The 20,670-nt window shown below is 52.9% G+C and carries 17 protein-coding genes; 15 read left to right on the top strand and 2 right to left on the bottom strand.

The window, feature by feature from the left end; genetic code table 11:
* The first annotated feature begins 1 nt into the window (after window position 1).
* From tsaE to GW590_RS03200, 14 genes are all read left to right on the top strand, one after another.
* On the top strand, window positions 2-469 hold the full coding sequence (gene tsaE, locus GW590_RS03265) for a tRNA (adenosine(37)-N6)-threonylcarbamoyltransferase complex ATPase subunit type 1 TsaE (RefSeq protein WP_169401564.1): 468 nt from the start codon (window positions 2-4) through the stop codon (window positions 467-469).
* A gap of 49 nt (window positions 470-518) precedes the next feature.
* Complete coding sequence (gene amiB / locus GW590_RS03260; RefSeq protein WP_169401661.1) at window positions 519-2,216, top strand: N-acetylmuramoyl-L-alanine amidase AmiB; 1,698 nt, start codon at window positions 519-521, stop codon at window positions 2,214-2,216.
* 42 nt (window positions 2,217-2,258) lie between these two features.
* The gene (gene mutL / locus GW590_RS03255) at window positions 2,259-4,214 is read left to right on the top strand and encodes a DNA mismatch repair endonuclease MutL (protein WP_169401563.1); all 1,956 of its coding nucleotides are present in this window, start codon (window positions 2,259-2,261) and stop codon (window positions 4,212-4,214) included.
* Window positions 4,207-5,148 (top strand): tRNA (adenosine(37)-N6)-dimethylallyltransferase MiaA, encoded by a 942-nt coding sequence (gene miaA / locus GW590_RS03250; protein ID WP_169401562.1) that lies wholly within the window; start codon window positions 4,207-4,209, stop codon window positions 5,146-5,148. Before mutL ends, miaA begins: the two co-directional genes overlap by 8 nt.
* A gap of 114 nt (window positions 5,149-5,262) precedes the next feature.
* On the top strand, window positions 5,263-5,571 hold the full coding sequence (gene hfq, locus GW590_RS03245; protein ID WP_169401561.1) for an RNA chaperone Hfq: 309 nt from the start codon (window positions 5,263-5,265) through the stop codon (window positions 5,569-5,571).
* Between the two features lie 98 nt (window positions 5,572-5,669).
* Window positions 5,670-6,959: a ribosome rescue GTPase HflX gene (gene hflX / locus GW590_RS03240; protein WP_169401560.1), complete on the top strand. Its 1,290-nt coding sequence runs from the start codon at window positions 5,670-5,672 to the stop codon at window positions 6,957-6,959.
* A 172-nt stretch (window positions 6,960-7,131) separates the two neighbouring features.
* Complete coding sequence (hflK, locus tag GW590_RS03235; protein WP_169401559.1) at window positions 7,132-8,406, top strand: FtsH protease activity modulator HflK; 1,275 nt, start codon at window positions 7,132-7,134, stop codon at window positions 8,404-8,406.
* Between the two features lie 3 nt (window positions 8,407-8,409).
* Window positions 8,410-9,420: a protease modulator HflC gene (gene hflC, locus GW590_RS03230; RefSeq protein WP_169401558.1), complete on the top strand. Its 1,011-nt coding sequence runs from the start codon at window positions 8,410-8,412 to the stop codon at window positions 9,418-9,420.
* 136 nt (window positions 9,421-9,556) lie between these two features.
* Window positions 9,557-9,757 carry a DUF2065 domain-containing protein gene (locus GW590_RS03225; protein WP_169401660.1) on the top strand — a complete coding sequence of 67 codons (201 nt, stop codon included), beginning with the start codon at window positions 9,557-9,559 and terminating at the stop codon, window positions 9,755-9,757.
* 143 nt (window positions 9,758-9,900) lie between these two features.
* Window positions 9,901-11,199, top strand: coding sequence for an adenylosuccinate synthase (locus tag GW590_RS03220; RefSeq protein WP_169401557.1), 1,299 nt, complete (start codon window positions 9,901-9,903; stop codon window positions 11,197-11,199).
* Between the two features lie 364 nt (window positions 11,200-11,563).
* On the top strand, window positions 11,564-11,989 hold the full coding sequence (gene nsrR, locus GW590_RS03215; protein ID WP_169401556.1) for a nitric oxide-sensing transcriptional repressor NsrR: 426 nt from the start codon (window positions 11,564-11,566) through the stop codon (window positions 11,987-11,989).
* Between the two features lie 41 nt (window positions 11,990-12,030).
* Window positions 12,031-14,541 carry a ribonuclease R gene (gene rnr, locus GW590_RS03210; protein ID WP_169401555.1) on the top strand — a complete coding sequence of 837 codons (2,511 nt, stop codon included), beginning with the start codon at window positions 12,031-12,033 and terminating at the stop codon, window positions 14,539-14,541.
* Between the two features lie 145 nt (window positions 14,542-14,686).
* Window positions 14,687-15,427: a 23S rRNA (guanosine(2251)-2'-O)-methyltransferase RlmB gene (gene rlmB / locus GW590_RS03205; RefSeq protein WP_169401554.1), complete on the top strand. Its 741-nt coding sequence runs from the start codon at window positions 14,687-14,689 to the stop codon at window positions 15,425-15,427.
* A 123-nt stretch (window positions 15,428-15,550) separates the two neighbouring features.
* Window positions 15,551-17,182, top strand: a complete 1,632-nt coding sequence (locus GW590_RS03200; protein ID WP_169401553.1) for an isovaleryl-CoA dehydrogenase — start codon at window positions 15,551-15,553, stop codon at window positions 17,180-17,182.
* A gap of 17 nt (window positions 17,183-17,199) precedes the next feature.
* Here the strand turns inward: GW590_RS03200 and bsmA are convergent, their stop codons facing one another.
* Window positions 17,200-17,523 carry a biofilm peroxide resistance protein BsmA gene (gene bsmA / locus GW590_RS03195; protein WP_169401552.1) on the bottom strand — a complete coding sequence of 108 codons (324 nt, stop codon included), beginning with the start codon at window positions 17,521-17,523 and terminating at the stop codon, window positions 17,200-17,202.
* 61 nt (window positions 17,524-17,584) lie between these two features.
* Entirely contained in the window at window positions 17,585-19,528 is a 1,944-nt protein-coding gene (locus tag GW590_RS03190; RefSeq protein WP_169401551.1) for a methyl-accepting chemotaxis protein, read from the bottom strand.
* A gap of 338 nt (window positions 19,529-19,866) precedes the next feature.
* Here GW590_RS03190 and yjfP point away from each other — a divergent pair, with 338 nt between their 5' ends.
* Window positions 19,867-20,616, top strand: a complete 750-nt coding sequence (gene yjfP, locus GW590_RS03185) for an esterase (RefSeq protein WP_169401550.1) — start codon at window positions 19,867-19,869, stop codon at window positions 20,614-20,616.
* The last annotated feature ends 54 nt before the right edge of the window (window positions 20,617-20,670 follow it).

Genomic DNA, 20,670 nt, shown 5'->3' with positions numbered 1-20,670 from the left:
CATGACTCAATTTGACTTAGCTCTGCCAGATGAAGCCGCCACCCTGAAACTTGGCGCCGATTTAGCCAACGCCTGTCAAGGTGCGACCGTTATTCACCTGTATGGCGATTTAGGCGCGGGAAAAACCACCTTTAGCCGGGGATTCCTGCAGGCGCGTGGGCATAAAGGCAATGTGAAAAGCCCCACTTATACTCTGGTGGAACCTTATCAGCTTGATCCTATGGCGGTGTACCATTTTGATCTGTACCGTCTGGCAGACCCCGAAGAACTCGAGTTTATGGGCATTCGCGACTATTTTACCGAAGACGCCATTTGTCTGGTGGAATGGCCGCAGCAGGGCGCAGGGGTATTACCCGATCCCGACCTGGAACTGACGCTCACTTATCAGCCACAGGGGCGATTGGCAACCATCAAGGCCGTTTCAGAGGCAGGTAACCGTTTACTGCAGTTGCTACAAGAGCAAGGATAATGCTGTAATGATTCAATGCGTTAAGATATTTTTGAACAAAATTGCAGCGATGCTGGTGCTGACTGTGGCGGTTATGGCATCGGCGAACATTATTCCCGCTTTTGCTGCGGGGATGAAAAACATCAATGTCACCAACGGCAGCACGCAATCGCTGGTGACCATCACTTTTGATGGCAAACCCGATTACTCATTTTTCCCGCTGCATAACCCCGAACGCATGGTCATTGATATCAAGCAAAACGGCGTGATGCGCGGATTGCCACTTAATTTTAGCGGTCAAAATCTGGTTAAACGCGTGCGAGCCAGTACGCCAGCAGAGGCGACCACTCAACGGCTGGTGTTTGAACTGACGCAAAAGGTGCGCACCAACGCCCAGGTTCAACCCAATGGTGATGATTACACGGTGGTCTTCACCCTTAATGCCGCGGCTCCGAAAGCTACCTTTTCCCGGCCAGCGCGCAGCAGCATAGCGCAGAGTGCCCCCGTTGATGGTGACAACAGTATTGTTGCCACCAGTGCGCCGGTGCTGAGCGGTACCCCAACGCCGCGCACCAGCGGTAATACCTCGGATAACCAGGTTATCGTGGCCATCGACGCCGGTCACGGTGGGCAAGATCCCGGTGCGCAAGGCATTGGCGGGCTAAAAGAGAAAAACGTCACCATTGCCATTGCTCGCAAGCTGCAGGCGGAGCTGGCGCGGGATCCGATGTTTAAACCGGTACTGACCCGCGACGGCGATTACTTTATTTCGGTAATGGGCCGTTCGGATGTGGCGCGTAAGAAGGGGGCAAATTTACTGGTTTCCATTCACGCCGATGCCGCGCCTAACCGCAGCGTCAGCGGGGCTTCGGTATGGGTGTTGTCCAACCGTCGTGCCAACAATGAAATGGGTAACTGGCTGGAGCAGCACGAGAAACAGTCTGAGTTGCTGGGTGGCGCAGGCGATATGCTGGCCAACACCGCCTCCGACCCCTATCTGAGCCAGGCAGTGCTGGATTTGCAGTTTGGCCACTCTCAGCGGGTGGGTTACGACGTGGCAACCAAAGTGTTGCAACAACTGCGTCGGGTTGGCGCATTACACAAGAGCAAACCCGAGCATGCCAGCCTGGGCGTTTTGCGCTCTCCGGATATCCCGTCATTGCTGGTAGAAACCGGCTTTATCAGTAATCCAAGCGGTGAGCGGTTGCTCGGTAGCAGTGATTATCAGGATAAAATTGCCCATGCCATTTATGAAGGCCTGCGCAGTTATTTCCTTTCCCATCCGTTACAATCTGGCCCAAAGGTCGAAAACCGACCGTTGCTGGCCAGCGCAACGGCGGTGAATGACACTCCCGCAGCGCCCGCCCTGAGCCAGCCAGGCCCGATTGAGGCCACGGCGGCATTGGCCGGGGCCACGCAGGTCCATCAGGTCAAACCCGGTGAAACCTTATCCGGCATTGCGGCACGCTACGGCACGACAATGAGTGCCTTGCGCGATCTTAATCGACTTAAAAAAGACGGCGTCTGGGTCGGACAACGGATTAAAGTTCCGGCGGGGGCCACCGTAGTCGCTGCAACGCCACCGGTTGCCCGCATTACTGCCGCCAACAGCGCGAAGAAGCCCACCAGACACAAGGTGGTGCGCGGCGATACGCTGTCGGCCATTGCGTCAAAATATGGCGTCAGTATGGGTGATATCAAAACCGCAAATCATCTGAAATCCGGTGAAGTCCAGCTCGGCCAAACCTTGACCATCCCGCATTCTTGACCGGGTGTTTAACATTATCTTCTTGAGAAGACAGGAGCGGTTATGCCAATTCGGGTACTGCCACCGCAGCTGGCAAATCAGATTGCCGCCGGTGAGGTTGTAGAACGGCCGGCATCCGTGGTTAAAGAGCTGGTGGAAAATAGCCTGGATGCCGGTGCGACCCGGATTGATATTGATATCGATCGCGGCGGCGCCAAGCTGATCCGCATTCGTGACAATGGTTGTGGTATTGGCAAAGATGAGCTGGCGCTGGCGCTGGCTCGCCATGCCACCAGTAAAATCAGCTCCCTTGACGATCTTGAAGCCATCCTCAGCCTGGGTTTTCGCGGCGAAGCGCTGGCCAGTATCAGCTCGGTTTCCCGTTTGACGCTGACTTCGCGTACCGCCAGTCAGGATGAAGCCTGGCAGGCTTATGCCGAAGGGCGTGATATGGCGGTGACCGTCAAGCCCGCCGCCCATCCTCAGGGCTCCACGGTCGAAGTGCTCGATTTATTCTTTAACACCCCGGCCCGCCGCAAGTTTATGCGTACCGAGAAGACCGAGTTTACCCATATTGACGAGGTGGTCAGACGTATCGCCCTGGCCCGCTTTGACGTGGCGTTCAACCTCAGTCACAACGGCAAATTGATGCGGCAATACCGGGCGGTAAAAGATCCGGCCCAGAGCCTGCGCCGTCTGGCAACAATTTGCAGTCCCACCTTTGTGGAGCATGCCCTTGAGGTGGAGTGGCGTCATGGCGATCTGGCGATCCACGGCTGGGTGGCCGATCCGGCGGGATCGCGCAGCCTCAACGATATGCAATATTGCTATGTGAATAACCGCATGATGAAGGACCGCCTGATTAATCATGCGATCCGCCAGGCCTATCAGGATCAGTTGAAAGACGATCAACAACCGGCCTATGTGCTGTATCTCGATGTGGATCCGCATCAGGTGGACGTTAACGTGCATCCGGCGAAACATGAAGTGCGCTTTCATCAGTCGCGGCTGGTGCATGATTTTATTTATCAGGCGGTAGTCACTGTGCTGCAGCAGGCGGGGGATCCGGTTATCGATCCAACGCAGCTGGAAGGTGACTCACCGCGCTGGCAGCCTGAAAATCGCCAGGCTGCGGGCGGCAACCATTTTGCTCAGCCAGCAGAAATAACACCGCCTGAAGCCGCGAACAAGACAGTGCCAGTCTCGCCACCTGGCGCGACAGAGAAACGTGCGCCAGCGCCGGTGTCGGCGGCAAAATCGGTATTTCCGCAAACCAGCCGCTCGGCCCATCTGCGGGAGCCGGCACCGCGTTTTAACGACGGCAACGCTTACAGCAAGCCACAAGGCGAGCTTTATCAGCAATTGCTCAAGCCCGCTGCTGGTCGCGGCGATTATACCGAGAACATGGCGGTAGCCACGGCAGCGCAGGAGCCCGCTTTGCCAGAAGTGGCCCTCGAAGGGCATAGCCAGGGCTTTGGCCGCGTATTGACTCTCTGTTCGGCGGATATTGCATTACTGGAAAGAGATCACAAACTGGTGCTGTTATCACTGTCGGTTGCCGAACGATGGTTGAAAACGGCCCAACTCACCCCCACTTCTGAAGGATTACGTCCTCAGCCGTTACTGATCCCGGTTAAATTGACGTTGAGTAAAGAAGAGCGGGCGGCGTTTACCCGCCATCAGGCGCTTTTGCAGCATTTTGGTATCGACATGGTCCTTGAACAACAGCGCGGCACGCTGCGAACGGTACCTTTACCATTGCGCCAACAAAATTTACAAAAGTTGATACCTGAACTGTTAGGCTATATTGCTGTTCTCCAGGAGGTGACTCCTGATGCGGTAGCTATGTGGTTTGCCCGCAGTATTGGCAGTGAGCATGAAGTCTGGACAGTTTCTCAAGCAATACAATTACTCACGGATGTTGAGCGACTTTGCCCGCAGTTGGTCAGATCTCCACCTTCCGGACTCTTGCAACCTGTTGATTTACAGCCGGCATTGGCGGCTTTTAAGCATGACTGATTCTGAAAACAAAGCATTACCTCCTGCAATTTTTATTATGGGCCCTACCGCTTCGGGCAAGACTGCCCTGGCGATGGCCTTACGCCAGCATCTTCCGGTTGAACTTATTAGCGTTGATTCTGCTCTTATCTATCGGGGGATGGATATTGGCACGGCCAAACCTTCGCCGGAAGAGTTGGCGCAGGCACCGCATCGGTTGATTGATATTCTCGATCCCGCGCAGTCTTACTCCGCCGCTGATTTCCGCGCCGATGCCCTGCGCGAAATGGCCGAAATTACTTCGCGTCAGAAAATTCCGTTGTTGGTGGGCGGCACAATGCTTTATTTCAAGGCATTGCTGGAGGGACTTTCTCCCCTGCCTGCCGCAGATGCAAAAGTGCGCGAGCGCATTGAGGCGCAGGCGGCGGAACAGGGATGGGAAGCGCTGCATCAGAAGTTAAGTGAAGTCGATCCGGTTGCGGCAATGCGTATTCATCCGAATGATCCACAGAGACTCTCCAGAGCACTGGAAGTTTTTTATATTTCGGGTAAAACTTTAACGGAACTAGTAAAAGTTTCGGGTGAAGCCTTACCTTACCGGGTACATCAATTTGCGATTGCACCTACGAGTCGCGAATTGCTGCATGATCGTATTGAAATGCGCTTTCGGCAAATGATTGCCAATGGATTTGAAGCAGAAGCGAAAGCGCTTTTCACTCGGGGTGATTTGCATACGGACATGCCTTCCATTCGTTGTGTCGGTTATCGCCAGATGTGGTCATATTTTTCTGGTGAAATCGGCTACGATGAAATGGTTTATCGTGGTGTTTGTGCGACACGACAACTGGCCAAGCGTCAAATGACATGGTTACGGGGTTGGGAAGGCGTTGAATGGCTTGATTCAGAAAAGCCAAATGAGGCCTTAAACCGTGTAATTCAGGTTGTTAGTGCATAGGTTGGATGATTGTGTACAATTGATGAGTACTCAACGCGCAAATTTTTTATGTGATTTATTTTCGAGCTTGTAGGCTCTAAGTTACAAACAACAAACAAATAAGGAAAAGATAGAATGGCTAAGGGGCAATCTTTGCAAGATCCGTTCCTGAACGCATTGCGTCGCGAACGTGTTCCGGTTTCTATTTACTTGGTGAATGGTATTAAGCTGCAAGGCCAGATTGAGTCTTTTGATCAGTTTGTCATTCTGTTGAAAAACACGGTAAACCAGATGGTGTATAAACACGCTATCTCCACCGTGGTGCCTTCTCGCCCGGTATCTCATCATAGCAATACGCCAACTGGCGGTACTACCAGCAACTATCATCATGGTAGTGCACCGTCTGCTTCACAGCAGCCGCAGGATGGCGATGACGCCGAATAAGGCGCATGGTCGTTCAATATCGAAGGGGTTCATAAAGGGTTTTTTGCCCCTTATGTGCCCCTCGTTGAATTCTTTTTCTCAATTGAGAGGTCACACGCTTGTTTGACCGTTATGAAGCCGGTGAGCAGGCCGTACTGGTTCATATCTATTTCTCGCAGGACAAAGACACAGAAGACTTGAGCGAGTTTGAATCGCTGGTTTCTTCTGCGGGTGTTGAGGCGTTGCAAGTCATCACCGGGAGCCGTAAGGCCCCACACCCCAAATACTTTGTCGGTGAAGGAAAGGCCCAAGAAATCGCAGATGCCGTTAAAGCAACCGGCGCATCTGTAATCCTGTTTGATCACGCATTATCACCTGGCCAGGAACGTAACCTGGAACGCTTGTGTGAATGCCGCGTGGTTGATCGTACTGGACTGATTCTAGATATTTTTGCCCAGCGCGCCCGTACTCACGAAGGTAAATTACAAGTAGAATTGGCACAGTTACGCCATATAGCAACCCGACTGGTACGCGGCTGGACTCACCTTGAACGCCAAGGGGGCGGGATCGGTGCGCGTGGACCCGGGGAAACCCAGCTTGAGACTGACCGTCGTCTTTTGCGCGACAGAATCACCCTTATTTTAAGTCGTCTTGAACGCGTCGCCAAGCAGCGTGAGCAAGGACGGCGCTCCCGCGTACGTGCCGATGTGCCGACAGTTTCGCTGGTGGGTTATACCAACGCCGGAAAGTCGACATTATTTAATCGTATTACCGAGGCCGATGTGTATGTGGCCGATCAGTTGTTTGCCACCCTCGATCCTACCCTGCGCCGCGTGATGGTGACAGATGTAGGTGAAACGGTGCTGGCGGATACCGTAGGGTTTATTCGTCACCTGCCTCACGATTTGGTTGCTGCATTTAAGGCAACATTGCAGGAAACCCGACAGGCATCTCTGTTGTTGCATGTGATTGATGCAGCCGATATTCGCGTTGAGGAAAATATCGATGCGGTAAATACGGTGCTGGCGGAGATTGATGCAGATGATATCCCTGTGCTGTTAGTGATGAATAAAATAGATATGCTGGATGACTTTGTTCCGCGTATTGACCGCAACGAAGAGAATGTTCCTGTCCGCGTCTGGCTTTCCGCCGTGACGGGGGAAGGTATTTCGTTGCTATTTCAGGCATTAACGGAGCGTCTGTCCGGTGAAATAGCGCAGATAGAATTGTGCTTGCCACCAGAAGCTGGCCGCCTTCGTAGCCGTTTTTACCAGCTTCAGGCGATTGAAAAAGAATGGATTGAAGAGGATGGCAGTATTGGTCTGATGGTGCGTATGCCCATTGTTGACTGGCTGCGCCTTTGCAAACAAGAACAGGCAATGAGCGGTTATATCCGCAACAATACCTGACAGATTTCATGATGCAGTACCGCGACAACCAAGCCTGTCCCGGCAGCTTACAGCTGTAGGCCGTGGGGACAGGCACGGACAGTCAAGGTATTGGCACCCTGAAAAATGGCGGGTATAAGCCTTGTCTGATTTGGCCTGAAGAACACCAATCATAGAATAATGGAGCTATAACATGGCGTGGAATCAGCCCGGTAATAACGGACAGGACCGCGACCCCTGGGGAAGCAGCAAAAATAGCGGCAACTCTGGTGGAAATAATTCTGGTGGCAATAACAATAAGGGCGGCCGCGATCAGGGGCCTCCCGATCTTGATGATATCTTCCGTAAACTGAGTAAAAAACTCGGCGGTTTTGGCGGCAAGGGGTCCGGTAGTGGTAGTCCCTCTGCGCCGCAGAAAAATATGAATAGTCGTTTCGTCGGTCTTGCGGTGGCAGCGGTGGTGGTGATTTGGGCCGCCAGCGGGTTTTATACCATCAAAGAAGCCGAACGGGGCGTGGTGACGCGTTTTGGTCAATTCAATCATATGGTTGAGCCGGGCCTGAACTGGAAACCGACCTTTATCGATCAGGTGCGGGCGGTCAACGTCGAAACCGTGCGCGAGCTGGCGGCGTCAGGCATTATGCTGACCTCCGATGAGAACGTGGTACGCGTCGAAATGAACGTGCAGTACCGCGTTACCGATCCTCGTGCCTATCTGTTCAGCGTTGCCAATGCCGATGACAGCCTGAGTCAGGCTACCGACAGCGCATTGCGCGGAGTGATTGGCAAGTACACGATGGATAAAATTCTGACGGAAGGTCGAACAACGGTGCGTAGCGATACCCAGCGCGTACTGGAAGAGACTATTCGCCCTTATCATATGGGCATCACCGTTCAGGACGTTAACTTCCAGACGGCGCGTCCACCGGAAGAAGTGAAAGCCGCCTTTGATGATGCCATTGCCGCCCGTGAAAACGAACAGCAATATATCCGCGAAGCCGAAGCTTACACCAATGAAGTTCAGCCTCGTGCCAACGGTCAGGCACAGCGCCTGCTGGAAAACGCCAAGGCCTATAAAGACCGCACCATCCTGGAAGCGCAGGGTGAAGTGGCGCGTTTTGCCGAACTTTTGCCTGAATATAAAGCTGCCCCGGAAATCACCCGTGAGCGTCTGTATATTGAAACCATGCAAAATGTGCTGAGCAACACTCGCAAGGTATTGATTAACGACAAGAGTAACAACCTGATGGTGTTGCCACTGGACCAAATCCTGCAAGGTAAATCCGCTGCCGGTAATAACGGTGCGGCCAATGCCAGCAGTATGATCCCGTTAAGGCCGGTGACCCCACCGACGAGTAATAGAAGCAGCAGTGCCAGTAACAGCAGCTCGAGTTCTTCTGGCAGTGTCATGGAGCAGCGCCGTGTGGATGCACAGCGTGACGACACCCTTCGCGTAGGGAGAGAATAACCAATGCGTAAGTCAATTTTACTTGTCGTTGTTGTAGTGCTGGTGGCGCTTTATGCTTCACTGTTTGTGGTGCAGGAAGGCCAACGCGGCATTGTTCTGCGTTTTGGCAAAGTGCTGCGTGATGGTGATAATAAACCGCTGGTTTATGCTCCCGGCCTGCATTTTAAAGTGCCTTTTTTCGAATCCGTCAAAACGCTGGATGCCCGTATTCAGACCATGGATAACCAGGCTGACCGTTTTGTGACCAAAGAGAAGAAAGACCTGATCGTCGACTCTTATCTGAAATGGCGTATTAGTGACTTTAGCCGTTACTACCTGGCTACCGGTGGTGGCGATGTTTCTCAGGCTGAAGTGCTGTTGAAACGTAAGTTCAGCGACCGTCTGCGTTCTGAAATTGGCCGTCTGGATGTGAAAGATATCGTGACCGACTCTCGCGGTCGTCTGACGCTGGATGTGCGCGATGCCCTGAACAAAGGCACCGACGATGAAGATGCCGCCGCTGCTGCAACGACAGAAGCCGATAACGCCATTGCTTCTGTAGCCAAGCGTGTTGAGCAGGAAACCAACGGCAAAGTGCCAGCGGTGAATCCTAACAGCATGGCGGCACTTGGTATTGAAGTGGTTGATGTGCGCATCAAGCAGATCAATCTGCCAGCCGAAGTTTCTGACGCCATTTTCCAGCGTATGCGTGCAGAACGTGAAGCCGTGGCGCGTCGTCACCGTTCTCAGGGGCAGGAAGAAGCCGAGAAGTTGCGTGCTACTGCTGACTATGAAGTGACCCGTACCCTGGCTGAAGCAGAGCGTCAGGCACGTATTACTCGTGGTGAAGGGGATGCACAGGCAGCCAAGCTGTTTGCTGATGCCTTCAGTCAGGATCCGGACTTCTATGCCTTTATTCGTAGCCTGCGTGCCTATGATGAAAGCTTCAAGAGCGGTAATGATGTGATGGTGATGAGTCCTAATGATGATTTCTTCCGTTATATGAAATCGCCAGAAAAGACCATCAAGCCTTAATCCGCATAATGACCCTGCCGGTTTTCGTTATCCTTGAGGTGAACGAAGATAAGCAGCGAGATGTTGTCCCCAAAAGGCCCATAGCGGGCCTTTTGTTTTATCTGCAATGGGTGAGTTTTCACAGAGTATCTCGATGATGAATACAAGCATTTGGTTGTCTGTCGCACTGGTTTTGGTGTTGGAAGGGTTGGGGCCGATGTTTTTTCCGCACGCGTGGCGAAAAATGATCCTGGCAATGACGCAACTGCCGGACGGGCTGTTACGGCGTTTTGGCGGCGGTCTAGTGGTTGCCGGCTGTGTTATTTACTACATGTTGAGTCGTCACCTCAATAGTTAGCTTTTGGGGCAATAAAGAAAATGCAGTAACAAGAGATACCTGGCACGAAATGGAAATTTTTCGCGCAATCGTATGCTAAAACTACTGAAAGCCCCTTAATGAGATGTTAGAATCCTTTTTTAAGCAACCTGGTGATTCTTGAGATGGGTAAGAACGTCGTCGTACTAGGCACTCAATGGGGTGACGAAGGGAAGGGCAAGATTGTTGACTTGCTAACTGAACGGGCAAAATATGTTGTGCGCTATCAGGGCGGGCACAACGCCGGTCATACTCTGGTTATCAACGGTGAAAAAACCGTTCTTCATTTAATTCCTTCTGGCATTTTGCGTGAAAACGTCATTAGCATCATCGGTAACGGTGTGGTTCTGGCCCCTGACGCATTGATGAAAGAAATGGGTGAACTTGAAGCTCGTGGCATCCCGGTACGTGAACGACTGTTACTGTCTGAAGCTTGCCCGCTGATCCTCCCTTATCACGTCGCTCTGGATATGGCGCGTGAGAAAGCTCGTGGTGCGAAAGCTATCGGTACCACTGGCCGTGGTATTGGCCCTGCCTATGAAGATAAAGTTGCTCGTCGCGGTCTGCGCGTCGGTGACCTGTTCAATAAAGAGAATTTCGCTCACAAGCTGAAAGAAATCGTGGAATACCACAACTTCCAGCTGGTGAACTACTACAAAGTAGAAGCGGTTGATTACCAGAAAGTCCTCGATGAAGTGATGGCTATCGCCGACATCCTGACTGCCATGGTGGTTGACGTTTCCGAACTGCTCGATAGCGCCCGTAAAAAAGGTGAGTTGATCATGTTTGAAGGTGCCCAGGGTACGCTGCTGGACATCGACCACGGTACTTATCCGTATGTGACCTCTTCCAACACCACCGCGGGTGGCGTAGCAACCGGTTCTGGTCTTGGCCCGCGTTATGTCGATTACGTGCTGGGTATTGTTAAAGCATACTCAACCCGCGTGGGTGCCGGTCCGTTCCCGACTGAACTCTTTGATGACATTGGCGAATACCTGTGCAAACAGGGCAACGAATACGGTGCGACCACCGGTCGTCGTCGTCGCTGTGGTTGGCTGGATATCGTCGCGGTACGCCGTGCGGTGCAGATCAACTCACTGTCTGGCTTCTGCATGACCAAGCTGGACGTGCTCGATGGCCTGAAAGAAGTCAAACTGTGCGTCGGCTACCGTATGCCAGATGGCAAAGAAGTGACCACCACCCCGCTGGCTGCGGAGAATTGGGAAGGTATCGAGCCTATTTACGAAAGCATGCCAGGTTGGAGCGAAACCACGTTCGGTGTTAAAGAACTGGATCAACTGCCACAGGCGGCGCGTAACTACATTAAACGTGTAGAAGAGCTGACCGAAGTGCCGGTTGATATTATCTCCACCGGTCCGGATCGTACTGAAACCATGATCCTGCGTGACCCTTTTGACGCTTAAGCGTCAAAAACAGGCACTGAACCACGTTGGGGAAACTCACGTGATGACAACCGGGCGATCTGCCCGGTTTCTTTTTTTTATCTGCTGATAATGTCATCTCGATTTTTGTCTCGTACTCACCCAATCGATTTTAACCACCGGGAATACCGCGCCCAAGGCAACTATTGCGCTCTATATGGGCATGTCTGAGTCGTTGACAACGTGAAAGATAAAGCGGATAGCGACAAACTTTGTGGCGAGTTGACTCTGCAATAGAGTAATCTTAACTAAGCGCATCAGATCGCCGTCATTATCTCGAGTGCACCAGGAAATCTATTGGTTAAGGATGCGACCACAGAACGGGTAAAAATACCCAGAGGTTAGTGTGCAGTTAACAAGTTTTACCGATTATGGTTTAAGAGCTCTGATCTATATGGCATCACTGCCAGCGGGTCAGCTCACTAATATTTCACAGGTCACCGAAGTGTATGGTGTCTCTCGTAATCACATGGTGAAAATTATAAACCAGTTGAGCCGGGCGGGACTCGTTACGGCAACACGCGGTAAAAATGGTGGCATCAGGCTGGGTAAACCGGCAGAAACCATTTTATTGGGTAACGTTATCCGCGAGCTGGAACCGTTAGCCCTGGTTAATTGTTCGACAGGTTTTTGCCACATTACCCCGGCTTGCCGGCTAAAGCATGTACTGCATACCGCCGTAGAACATTTTCTTGATGAGTTGAACCAATATACCTTGGCCGATATGGTGCAAGATAATTCGCAACTCTACAAATTATTGCTTGTTGAATGAAAAGTCTTCAACAAACTGCTGATGACAACGGAGGAACCGCGATGTCACAAGATCCATTTCTGGAACGGGAAGCAGAAAAATACGAATCACCCATTCCCAGCCGTGAGTTTATTCTCGAACACCTGGGGAAACGTGAAACTCCCGCCAGCCGCGAAGAGCTGGGCAATGAACTGAACCTGTCAGGCGAAGAAGCGCTGGAAGCCCTGCGTCGCAGACTGCGGGCAATGGAGCGGGATGGCCAACTGGTCTTTACCCGTCGTCAATGCTATGCCCTGCCAGAACGTCTTGATTTGTTAAAAGGTACCGTAATTGGCCATCGTGATGGCTACGGTTTCCTGCGTCTGGAAGGTGTGAAAAAAGATGATGTTTATCTGTCTGCCGAACAGATGAAAATGTGTATTCACGGTGATGTGGTACTGGCTCAGCCAGTGGGCACTGACCGTAAAGGCCGTCGTGAAGCGCGTATCGTTCGCGTATTGGTCCCCAAAACCAGCCAGATCGTCGGTCGCTACTTTACCGATGCCGGTGCCGGTTTTGTGGTGCCGGATGACAGCCGGTTAAGCTTTGATATCCTGATCCCCGCCGATGCCGTAAGCGGCGCCCGTATGGGTTATATGGTGGTGGTCGAGCTGACTCAGCGTCCGACTCGCCGTACCAAAGCGGTGGGGAAAATCGTTGAAGTGCTGGGCGACAAAATGGGCACCAATATGGCAGTGGATATTGCCTTGCGTACCCATGAAATCCCTCATGTCTGGCCGCCACAGGTAGAAAAACAGGTCGCCGACCTGAGTGAACAGGTGCCGGAAGAAGCGAAAAAAGGCCGCGTTGACCTGCGCAGTCTGCCATTGGTTACCATTGATGGTGAAGATGCTCGCGACTTTGACGATGCCGTTTACTGTGAGAAAAAACGTGGCGGCGGTTGGCGTTTATGGGTCGCTATTGCCGATGTCAGCTATTACGTGCGTCAGGGTACGGCACTGGATGCCGAAGCGCGCAGCCGTGCTACCTCTGTCTATTTCCCGTCGCAGGTAGTGCCAATGCTGCCAGAGGTGCTCTCTAATGGCCTTTGCTCGCTTAATCCACAGGTTGATCGTCTGTGCATGGTCTGTGAAATGACCATTTCGGCACAGGGCAAGCTGACGACTTCCAAGTTCTACGAAGCGGTGATGAGCTCCCATGCCCGTCTGACCTATACCAAGGTCTGGCACATTATTGAAGGCAACGAAGAGCTGCGCGAGCAGTATTCTCCGCTGGTCAAACACCTGCAAGAACTGCATACCATGTATAAGGTGCTGGATCAGGCCCGTGCCGAGCGCGGCGGGATTGCATTTGAAACCGAAGAAGCCAAGTTTATTTTCAATGCCGAACGTCGCATTGAGCGCGTGGAACCGACGGTGCGTAACGATGCGCATAAACTGATCGAAGAATGTATGATCCTGGCGAATATTGCCGCGGCGCGTTTTGTTGAGAAACATAACGAACCGGCACTCTTCCGCGTGCATGACCGTCCAAGCGATGACCATATCTCGGCGCTGAAAAGTGTACTGGCGGAACTGAGTCTGACGCTGGGCGGCGGTATGAAGCCTGAGCCAAAAGATTACGCGCAGTTGATGGATGAACTCAAAGATCGTCCTGACCGTGAAATGCTGCAAACCATGCTGCTGCGTTCGATGAAACAGGCAATTTACGATCCGGAAAACCGCGGACACTTTGGTCTGGCATTGGCCTCTTATGGCCACTTTACTTCGCCAATCCGTCGTTATCCCGACCTGTCACTGCATCGCGCCATCAAATATCTGCTGGCTAAAGAGCATGGCAACCTCAAGGAGCGCTGGACGCCGACCGGTGGCTGGCATAGTGATTACGCCGATATGCTGCAACTGGGCGAGCACTGTTCCATGGCCGAGCGCCGCGCTGATGAAGCGACGCGCAACGTTGCCGACTGGCTGAAGTGTGACTTTATGCAGGACCACGTTGGCGAGGTGTTTAACGGCATTATCGCCAGCGTTACCGGCTTTGGTTTCTTTGTACGTCTGGCTGACCTGTTTATCGATGGCCTGGTCCACGTCTCTACCCTCGATAACGACTATTATCGCTATGATAATATCGGTCAGCGTCTGGTCGGTGAATCCTCGGGCAGCGTTTATCGCCTGGGTGATGCCGTTGAAATTCGCGTCGAAGCGGTGCATATGGATGAGCGAAAAATCGATTTTGCGTTGGTGTCCAGTGCTCGTAAAGCGCGTGGCGAAGGCAAAACTGCCCGTGACAGGGCAAAAAATCCCGGCGAGCGCACGATGCGTTCTACGGCACCGGCCAATGCCGGTCGTCGTCGCTCGGTGAAGAAAAACACCAATTTTGAGCCAGATAGCGCATTCCGCAAAGAAGGCGACAAATCAGCCAAACCGGCCAAAGCGAAAAAAGAGGGCAAAGCGGTGAGTGCCGTTGGCAAAGACGGCAAGCCTAAAAAAGCCAAAAAGCCTTCGGATAAGACGCAGAAAATTGCCGAAGCGACCAAGAGCAAACGAGCAAAGAAAAAGCAGATTGCCTCCTGATTTGCGCGGTTATGGACTGATGCCTGCGTCAGTCCATGCCAGGATCGCTGCCATTGGTTTAGCAATTCATTACCGCTGTTGATTACAGCTATTCACGATCAGACTACGGGCACTTGTTGCCCGTAAAGCTATTTTAAAGAGCATCATGAGCGAAATTATTTACGGTATCCACTCCGTCAAAGCCTTACTCGACAACGATCCGCAACGCTTTCTGGAAGTTTTTATTCTTAAAGGCCGCGATGATAAACGTCTTAAACCGCTGATCGATGAAATCGAGGCCAGCGGCATTGTGATCCAGGTTGCCAGTCGTCAGTGGCTGGATGACAAATCCGAAGGCGCGGTCCATCAGGGGATTATTGCCAGAGTCAAAGAGGGTCGTCAGTATCAGGAAAACGATCTGCCCGCGTTGCTGGAAAGTCTGGACAGCCCCTTCTTGTTGGTGCTTGACGGTGTTACCGATCCCCATAACCTCGGCGCTTGTTTGCGTACCGCCGATGCCGCCGGTGTGCATGCGGTAATTGTGCCTCGTGACCGTTCGGCCAAGCTGAATGCGACAGCGAAAAAAGTCGCCAGCGGTGCCGCCGAAAACGTGCCGCTAATCAACGTCACCAATTTGGCCCGTACCCTGCGTTTGCTGCAAGAGCATAACGTGTGGATCGTCGGTACTGCGGGTGAAGCTGACCATACGCTGTTTCAGAGCAAGATGACCGGGCCGATGGCCCTGGTGATGGGCGCTGAAGGCGAAGGTATGCGTCGTCTGACCCGTGACCATTGCGATGAGCTAATCAGTATCCCGATGGCCGGTTCCGTCTCTTCATTAAATGTGTCAGTGGCCACCGGCGTTTGCTTATTTGAAGCGGTACGCCAGCGTTCAGTCAAAGGCTGAGTCGCCTTTCCCCCCTGCGGCCTTGCTGGCCGCAGGCGTTTCCCCTGTTTGTGATCCACTCTGCGGTAAAATTACTGGTTTTTACCATACTTGATCCTGATGCAACGGATTAGGGAGATGGATATGAACTGGGAAACTCATCGGGTGTTTAATCAGCCCAAACCTCTGAACAACAGCAATTTATTCCTGTCTGATACCGCGCTGCGTGAAGCGGTAGTGCGCCAGCGTGCTGGCTGGGACCTGGATGTGCTGGCTTCCCTGGGGCAGCAGCTTGGCTCGGCCGAATCTCTTGAGCTGGGGCGCTTAGCCAATGCCAATCCTCCCGATTTATTACGCTTTGAACCCAGCGGAGAGCCACTGGATGATGTGCGTTTTCATCCGGCCTGGCATTTACTTATGCAAGGGCTGGTGGCGAATCGGGTACATAACCTTTCCTGGCAGGAAGATGCGCGCATCGGTTCGGCTGTTGCCCGTGCCGCCCGCTTTGTATTGCATGCCCAGGTTGAAGCCGGAACCCTCTGTCCCATCACCATGACCTACGGTGCTACACCGGTGCTGCAACAGTTTCTGCCCGCTGAGTTCAGCGCCTGGCTGACACCGCTGCTGTCCGATCGCTATGACGCGCACTTAATGCCTGGCGACAAAAAACGCGGGCTGCTGATTGGTATGGGCATGACCGAAAAACAGGGCGGCTCCGATGTGCTAAGCAACACCACCACCGCCACGGCGATAGAGGGACGCGGCCCCGGCAAGGCTTATCGGCTGGTCGGCCATAAATGGTTTTTCTCGGTGCCACAAAGTGATGCGCATTTGGTGCTGGCGCAGACCGAGGGTGGGCTATCCTGCTTCTTTTTACCGCGGGTGCTGCCTGACGGTGAGCGCAACGCGGTACGTATTCAACGCTTAAAGGACAAGTTGGGCAACAGGTCTAACGCCAGCGGTGAAGTGGAATTTTTTAATGCCATTGGCTGGCTGCTGGGCGATGAAGGGGAGGGGGTGCGGCATATTTTGAAAATGGGCGGCCATACGCGTTTTGATTGCGCGCTGGGCAGCCACGCCATGATGCGCCGTGCGTTCTCTGTCGCGTTGTACCATGCTTTCCAGCGCCAGGCGTTTGGCAAGCCGTTGATCGAGCAGCCACTAATGCGTCAGGTGCTAAGCCGGATGGCGCTGAGGCTGGAGGGGCAAACGGCACTGTTGTTCCGTCTGGCCCATGCTCGCGCCAATACCACCGACAGCCAGCAACAGGTGATCAGTCGTTTACTGACACCGGCGGCAAAATTTGAGGTTTGTCGACAAGGCATACCTTTTGTCGCCGAGGCGATGGAGGTACTGGGGGGCATCGGCTATTGCGAGGAGAACGAACTACCGCGCCTGTACCGTGAAATGCCGGTTAACAGCATCTGGGAAGGCTCAGGTAACGTGATGTGCCTTGACGTGTTGCGTAGCCTGAAAAAAATGCCCGGCGCTCAGGAGGAGGTCCAGCAGCGGCTGCATCAGGTCCGTGGCCAGAATCGCCTGTTTGACAAAGCGGCGCGGCAATTTATGCAATGCCTGAAAAGAGGCAACGAAGCTTACGGACGCACCCTCGCCAGTCAGTTGTTTAATCTGTACGCTGCTGCCGAAATGCTCGAGGTTTCCTCGCCGCCCATGGCGGATGCCTGGTGTCGAATGACTCTCGATCCCCGTGGCGAGAGCCTGATTGATGAACGGCTGTGCCAGCAACTGCTCGATCGGGCGATGGGCGCCCAATAATCCGCAGTCAGTGGCGATTAGCGATAGAGAATGGCCTCGGCAGACCAACGGCCCGGTACGATTTGGTCGCTGACATAGAGGATCAGATAATAATGCGCACCGGCGGCATCGGCTTTGTGGCGAATGGCGGCCTCGACATCCATCGGGCTGCCGCTCACTCTGGCCGAAACATTGCCTATCTTGGTCAGTGTAGCCGTTTGCCCACGTACCACCTCCTGCGCTTTGCTGGTCGGCGCAGGGGGCGGCATGGGAGTCGGTTGCAGTATGCTGCAGGCGCTCAGCGCGCTCAGTAGCAACAGGGTACTGAGGCCGCGCTGTAACAGGGAAAGGCAGTGTTTCATTGATTGTTCTCCGCTAACACATACCTCAGTGTAGCCCCCGCCACCGAGGGCTGGCGAGGGGTTATTCGCTAATTTTAAACACGCTGACCACTTCCGAGAGATGGCGGCCCTGGTTGCTGAGGGCATCGGCAGTATGCTGCGAATGCTCGACCAGAGTGGCATTCTCCTGCGTGGCTTTGCCAATTTGCATAATGGCAATATTGACCTGCGAAATACCGATCGACTGTTCGTGGGAGGCGGTATCAATATCTTTCATCAAGGTTTCTACCCCCTCGATACTTTCCAGAATATCGCGCATTTTCTGCTGAGTTTTTTCGGCCCCCTGATGTCCCTCCTCGACTTTTTGCAGTGAGTCAGCGATCAGTGCTTCAATTTCTTTTACCGCACTGGAGCTGCGCTGTGCCAAAGCTCGGACTTCTGAGGCCACGACGGCAAATCCTCGCCCTTGTTCACCCGCTCGTGCCGCTTCAACCGCCGCATTAAGGGCCAGAATATTGGTCTGGAAGGCAATGGTTTCGATCAGCGTGGTGATATCAGAAATGTGCTGAGAAGATTGTTTTATTGCCCCCATGCTGGCAACTGAGTTGCTTACCGCGCTGGCACCGTCTTTTACCGCCGTTGCGGTTTTTTGCACCAATAGCGTGGCCTGGGAAGCATTATGAGCATTGTTTTGCACGGTAGAGGTCAGCTGTTCGATGCTGGCGGAGGTTTGTTCCAGGCTGCTGGCCTGAGTGGCAATCTGTCGGGTGATTTGCGCACTGTCCGCTGCCAGATTCTCGGTATCATGCAAGACTTGAGAAGAGACCTGGCGAACTTCACCGACAATTTTTTCCAGTCCCTGACCAATGCCATTCAGCGCACTCATCAGCGAGCCTATTTCATCAACCCGTTGGTGCTCGGAGCGGGCCAGCAGATCGCCGTTGGCAAATCTTTCCGCCAGACTGACCGCATCAACCAATGGCCGACTGACCAGCCGCCGTGCCAGCCCGAGAAACAGCAGCACAAAAGCCAGCAGCGCGATCATACCAATGATCAGAAACATATCGCGGGTTTTATGCACCTCGGCAGTCAGACTGTCGCGATCGGTACTCACTACGACCATCCAGTGCCAGCTCGGGATGGTGGTATAAACCATAAACTGCTCGTTACCTGTGGCATTTTGGTAACTAACCTGACCATTATTGCTACGCATCATCTGCTCGAAGACGTTTGCCGGCCAGTCAGGTTTTTTACCTTCATCACTGGCGTGAACCAGATAACTACCCAATTGCGGGCCGGCGGCACTGCTAAGCACAAACATATGTCCGTCGCTGCCAATATGTTTTGACAGGATTTTTTCACGGATATCGCCATACTGTTTGGTGATATCTACGCCGACAAACAAAATGCCAATCACTTGCCCGGCACTGTCGATGACGGGTTGATATTTGGTGATATATCTTTTGCCAAATAGTGTCGCCAGCCCGCTAAATGATTTTCCTGCCATGACATTGCCATAAGCCGGGCTAGTCGGGTCGAGCACGGTGCCCATGGCACGAGTACCGTCCTGTTTTTTCAACGAGGTAGTCACGCGCACAAAATCGTTGCCAGCGCGCACAAAAATGGTGGAGACCGCCCCCGTGCGTTGTAAAAAATCATCGGGAATGCTGGTATCGAGATTCAGCGCTTTGCCACCCGCTTTCAGCACCGGCACGGCGAGGCTGCCAATATGTGCATCACCGCTGCTATCGAGAGCAAAATCACTGGGCAAAAAATTGGTAAACAAGCGGGTATAGCTGTCAACTTCAGTATTTAGGCTGGTATTGACCATTTCGATCATATCCGCCACGCCCGCCGCCTGTTCGTTCATTTCACTGACTGCCAGCGAGTCAACCTGCTTACCCGCCGAGTAGGTGAGGGCGAGGGTAAAAATAATAAATAACGAGCCAACCAGCAAAGAAGCGCAACTCGCCAGTTTTGCTCCAACTGTCCAGTGGCGAAAAGAGAAGGGAGAGGCGATTGTCATGATCAAATCTCGTTAGCTTAGATAAGCGCTACAACGGCTTAAATCCTGAAAGGATTAGTCACCATTTGTAAATAAATATTTCTTATGTATGCGCTTACTGCGTGATCGGTGCTGTTTTGTCTGGAAAATCCCCATCCAAAGTTTGCAAATGCGGTGATCTCCTAAGCTACGCTTTATTCTGACTTGATCTTGCAAAACGCAATTGATAAAAGCATGGCTGATAAATAATCGATAATTGTTTACTATTTGCGATGTTTTCCCTTTCTGAATTAAAAATGATTAATAAGTTATGTCCTTATCCTTTGCCTTAAGTGGCGCTATGCGCCAGGGAGCGTGAGATGGTTGAAATGTATGAGGAAACTGTGGATGGAATTCAGCTGATCCACGCCGTTCCTGCCGGGCAATATCATCAGTTGCTGCCCACTATATTTTTCTATCATGGCTTTACTTCTTCCAAGGAGATCTACTCCTATTTTGGTTACACGCTGGCACAGGCCGGTTTTCGGGTTATTTTGCCCGATGCGCTGATGCACGGCGCGCGCGCTGAAACGGATGAAAACGTCTTGTTGAGTCACTTTTGGCGCATTCTGCAAAACAACCTGACCGAGCTGGCGCTATTGAAAGACACTTTTGTCGCCCGCGGGCTGGCGGATGAACAGCGGCTGGGTGTCGGCGGCGTGTCCATGGGGGGTATGACCACCATGGCGGCATTGATCCATTATCCCTGGGTGAAAGTGGCGGCCAATTTAATGGGCTCGGGGTATTTTGCCACCCTGTCTGAACGGCTTTTCCCCTCCTTTGGCGGCAACAGCGGCCTCTCCCGGGCGGACTTTACGCAGCAGATGGCGCTGCTGTTGCAGTGCGATATCAGCGACAAACTGGCGCTGGTGGGCAGCAAACCTTTATTGGTGTGGCATGGCGAGCAGGATGATGTGGTGCCCTTTGCCGAAAGCGCGCGACTGCAACAGGCGCTCGTGCAGCACCACCTGGCGCACAACCTGACCTTTATCAGCGACCCGGCGGCCAAGCATAAGGTGTCGGTCAATGCCCTGCAGAAAACCACCGAGTTTTTTGCCGCCCGGCTGTAAAAGGGCGGCCAAAGTACGGCGAAAATGGCGCTGAGAAATTAATCTATCTGGGTC

The organism is Rouxiella aceris (assembly GCF_012933545.1).
GTDB classification, from domain to species: Bacteria; Pseudomonadota; Gammaproteobacteria; order Enterobacterales; family Enterobacteriaceae; genus Rouxiella; species Rouxiella aceris.
Note: the sequence above shows the minus strand (reverse complement) of the source record. Positions and strands in the feature narration are given on the sequence as shown.

Excerpts from the sequence above, each read along its gene's own strand:
- tsaE (WP_169401564.1), top strand. The coding sequence starts at position 2 with ATGACTCAATTTGACTTAGCTCTGCCAGATGAAGCCGCCACCCTGAAA.
- amiB (WP_169401661.1), top strand. The coding sequence starts at position 519 with ATGCTGGTGCTGACTGTGGCGGTTATGGCATCGGCGAACATTATTCCC.
- mutL (WP_169401563.1), top strand. The coding sequence starts at position 2,259 with ATGCCAATTCGGGTACTGCCACCGCAGCTGGCAAATCAGATTGCCGCC.
- miaA (WP_169401562.1), top strand. The coding sequence starts at position 4,207 with ATGACTGATTCTGAAAACAAAGCATTACCTCCTGCAATTTTTATTATG.
- hfq (WP_169401561.1), top strand. The coding sequence starts at position 5,263 with ATGGCTAAGGGGCAATCTTTGCAAGATCCGTTCCTGAACGCATTGCGT.
- hflK (WP_169401559.1), top strand. The coding sequence starts at position 7,132 with ATGGCGTGGAATCAGCCCGGTAATAACGGACAGGACCGCGACCCCTGG.
- hflC (WP_169401558.1), top strand. The coding sequence starts at position 8,410 with ATGCGTAAGTCAATTTTACTTGTCGTTGTTGTAGTGCTGGTGGCGCTT.
- GW590_RS03225 (WP_169401660.1), top strand. The coding sequence starts at position 9,557 with ATGAATACAAGCATTTGGTTGTCTGTCGCACTGGTTTTGGTGTTGGAA.
- GW590_RS03220 (WP_169401557.1), top strand. The coding sequence starts at position 9,901 with ATGGGTAAGAACGTCGTCGTACTAGGCACTCAATGGGGTGACGAAGGG.
- rnr (WP_169401555.1), top strand. The coding sequence starts at position 12,031 with ATGTCACAAGATCCATTTCTGGAACGGGAAGCAGAAAAATACGAATCA.
- rlmB (WP_169401554.1), top strand. The coding sequence starts at position 14,687 with ATGAGCGAAATTATTTACGGTATCCACTCCGTCAAAGCCTTACTCGAC.
- GW590_RS03200 (WP_169401553.1), top strand. The coding sequence starts at position 15,551 with ATGAACTGGGAAACTCATCGGGTGTTTAATCAGCCCAAACCTCTGAAC.
- bsmA (WP_169401552.1), bottom strand. The coding sequence starts at position 17,523 with ATGAAACACTGCCTTTCCCTGTTACAGCGCGGCCTCAGTACCCTGTTG.
- GW590_RS03190 (WP_169401551.1), bottom strand. The coding sequence starts at position 19,528 with ATGACAATCGCCTCTCCCTTCTCTTTTCGCCACTGGACAGTTGGAGCA.
- yjfP (WP_169401550.1), top strand. The coding sequence starts at position 19,867 with ATGGTTGAAATGTATGAGGAAACTGTGGATGGAATTCAGCTGATCCAC.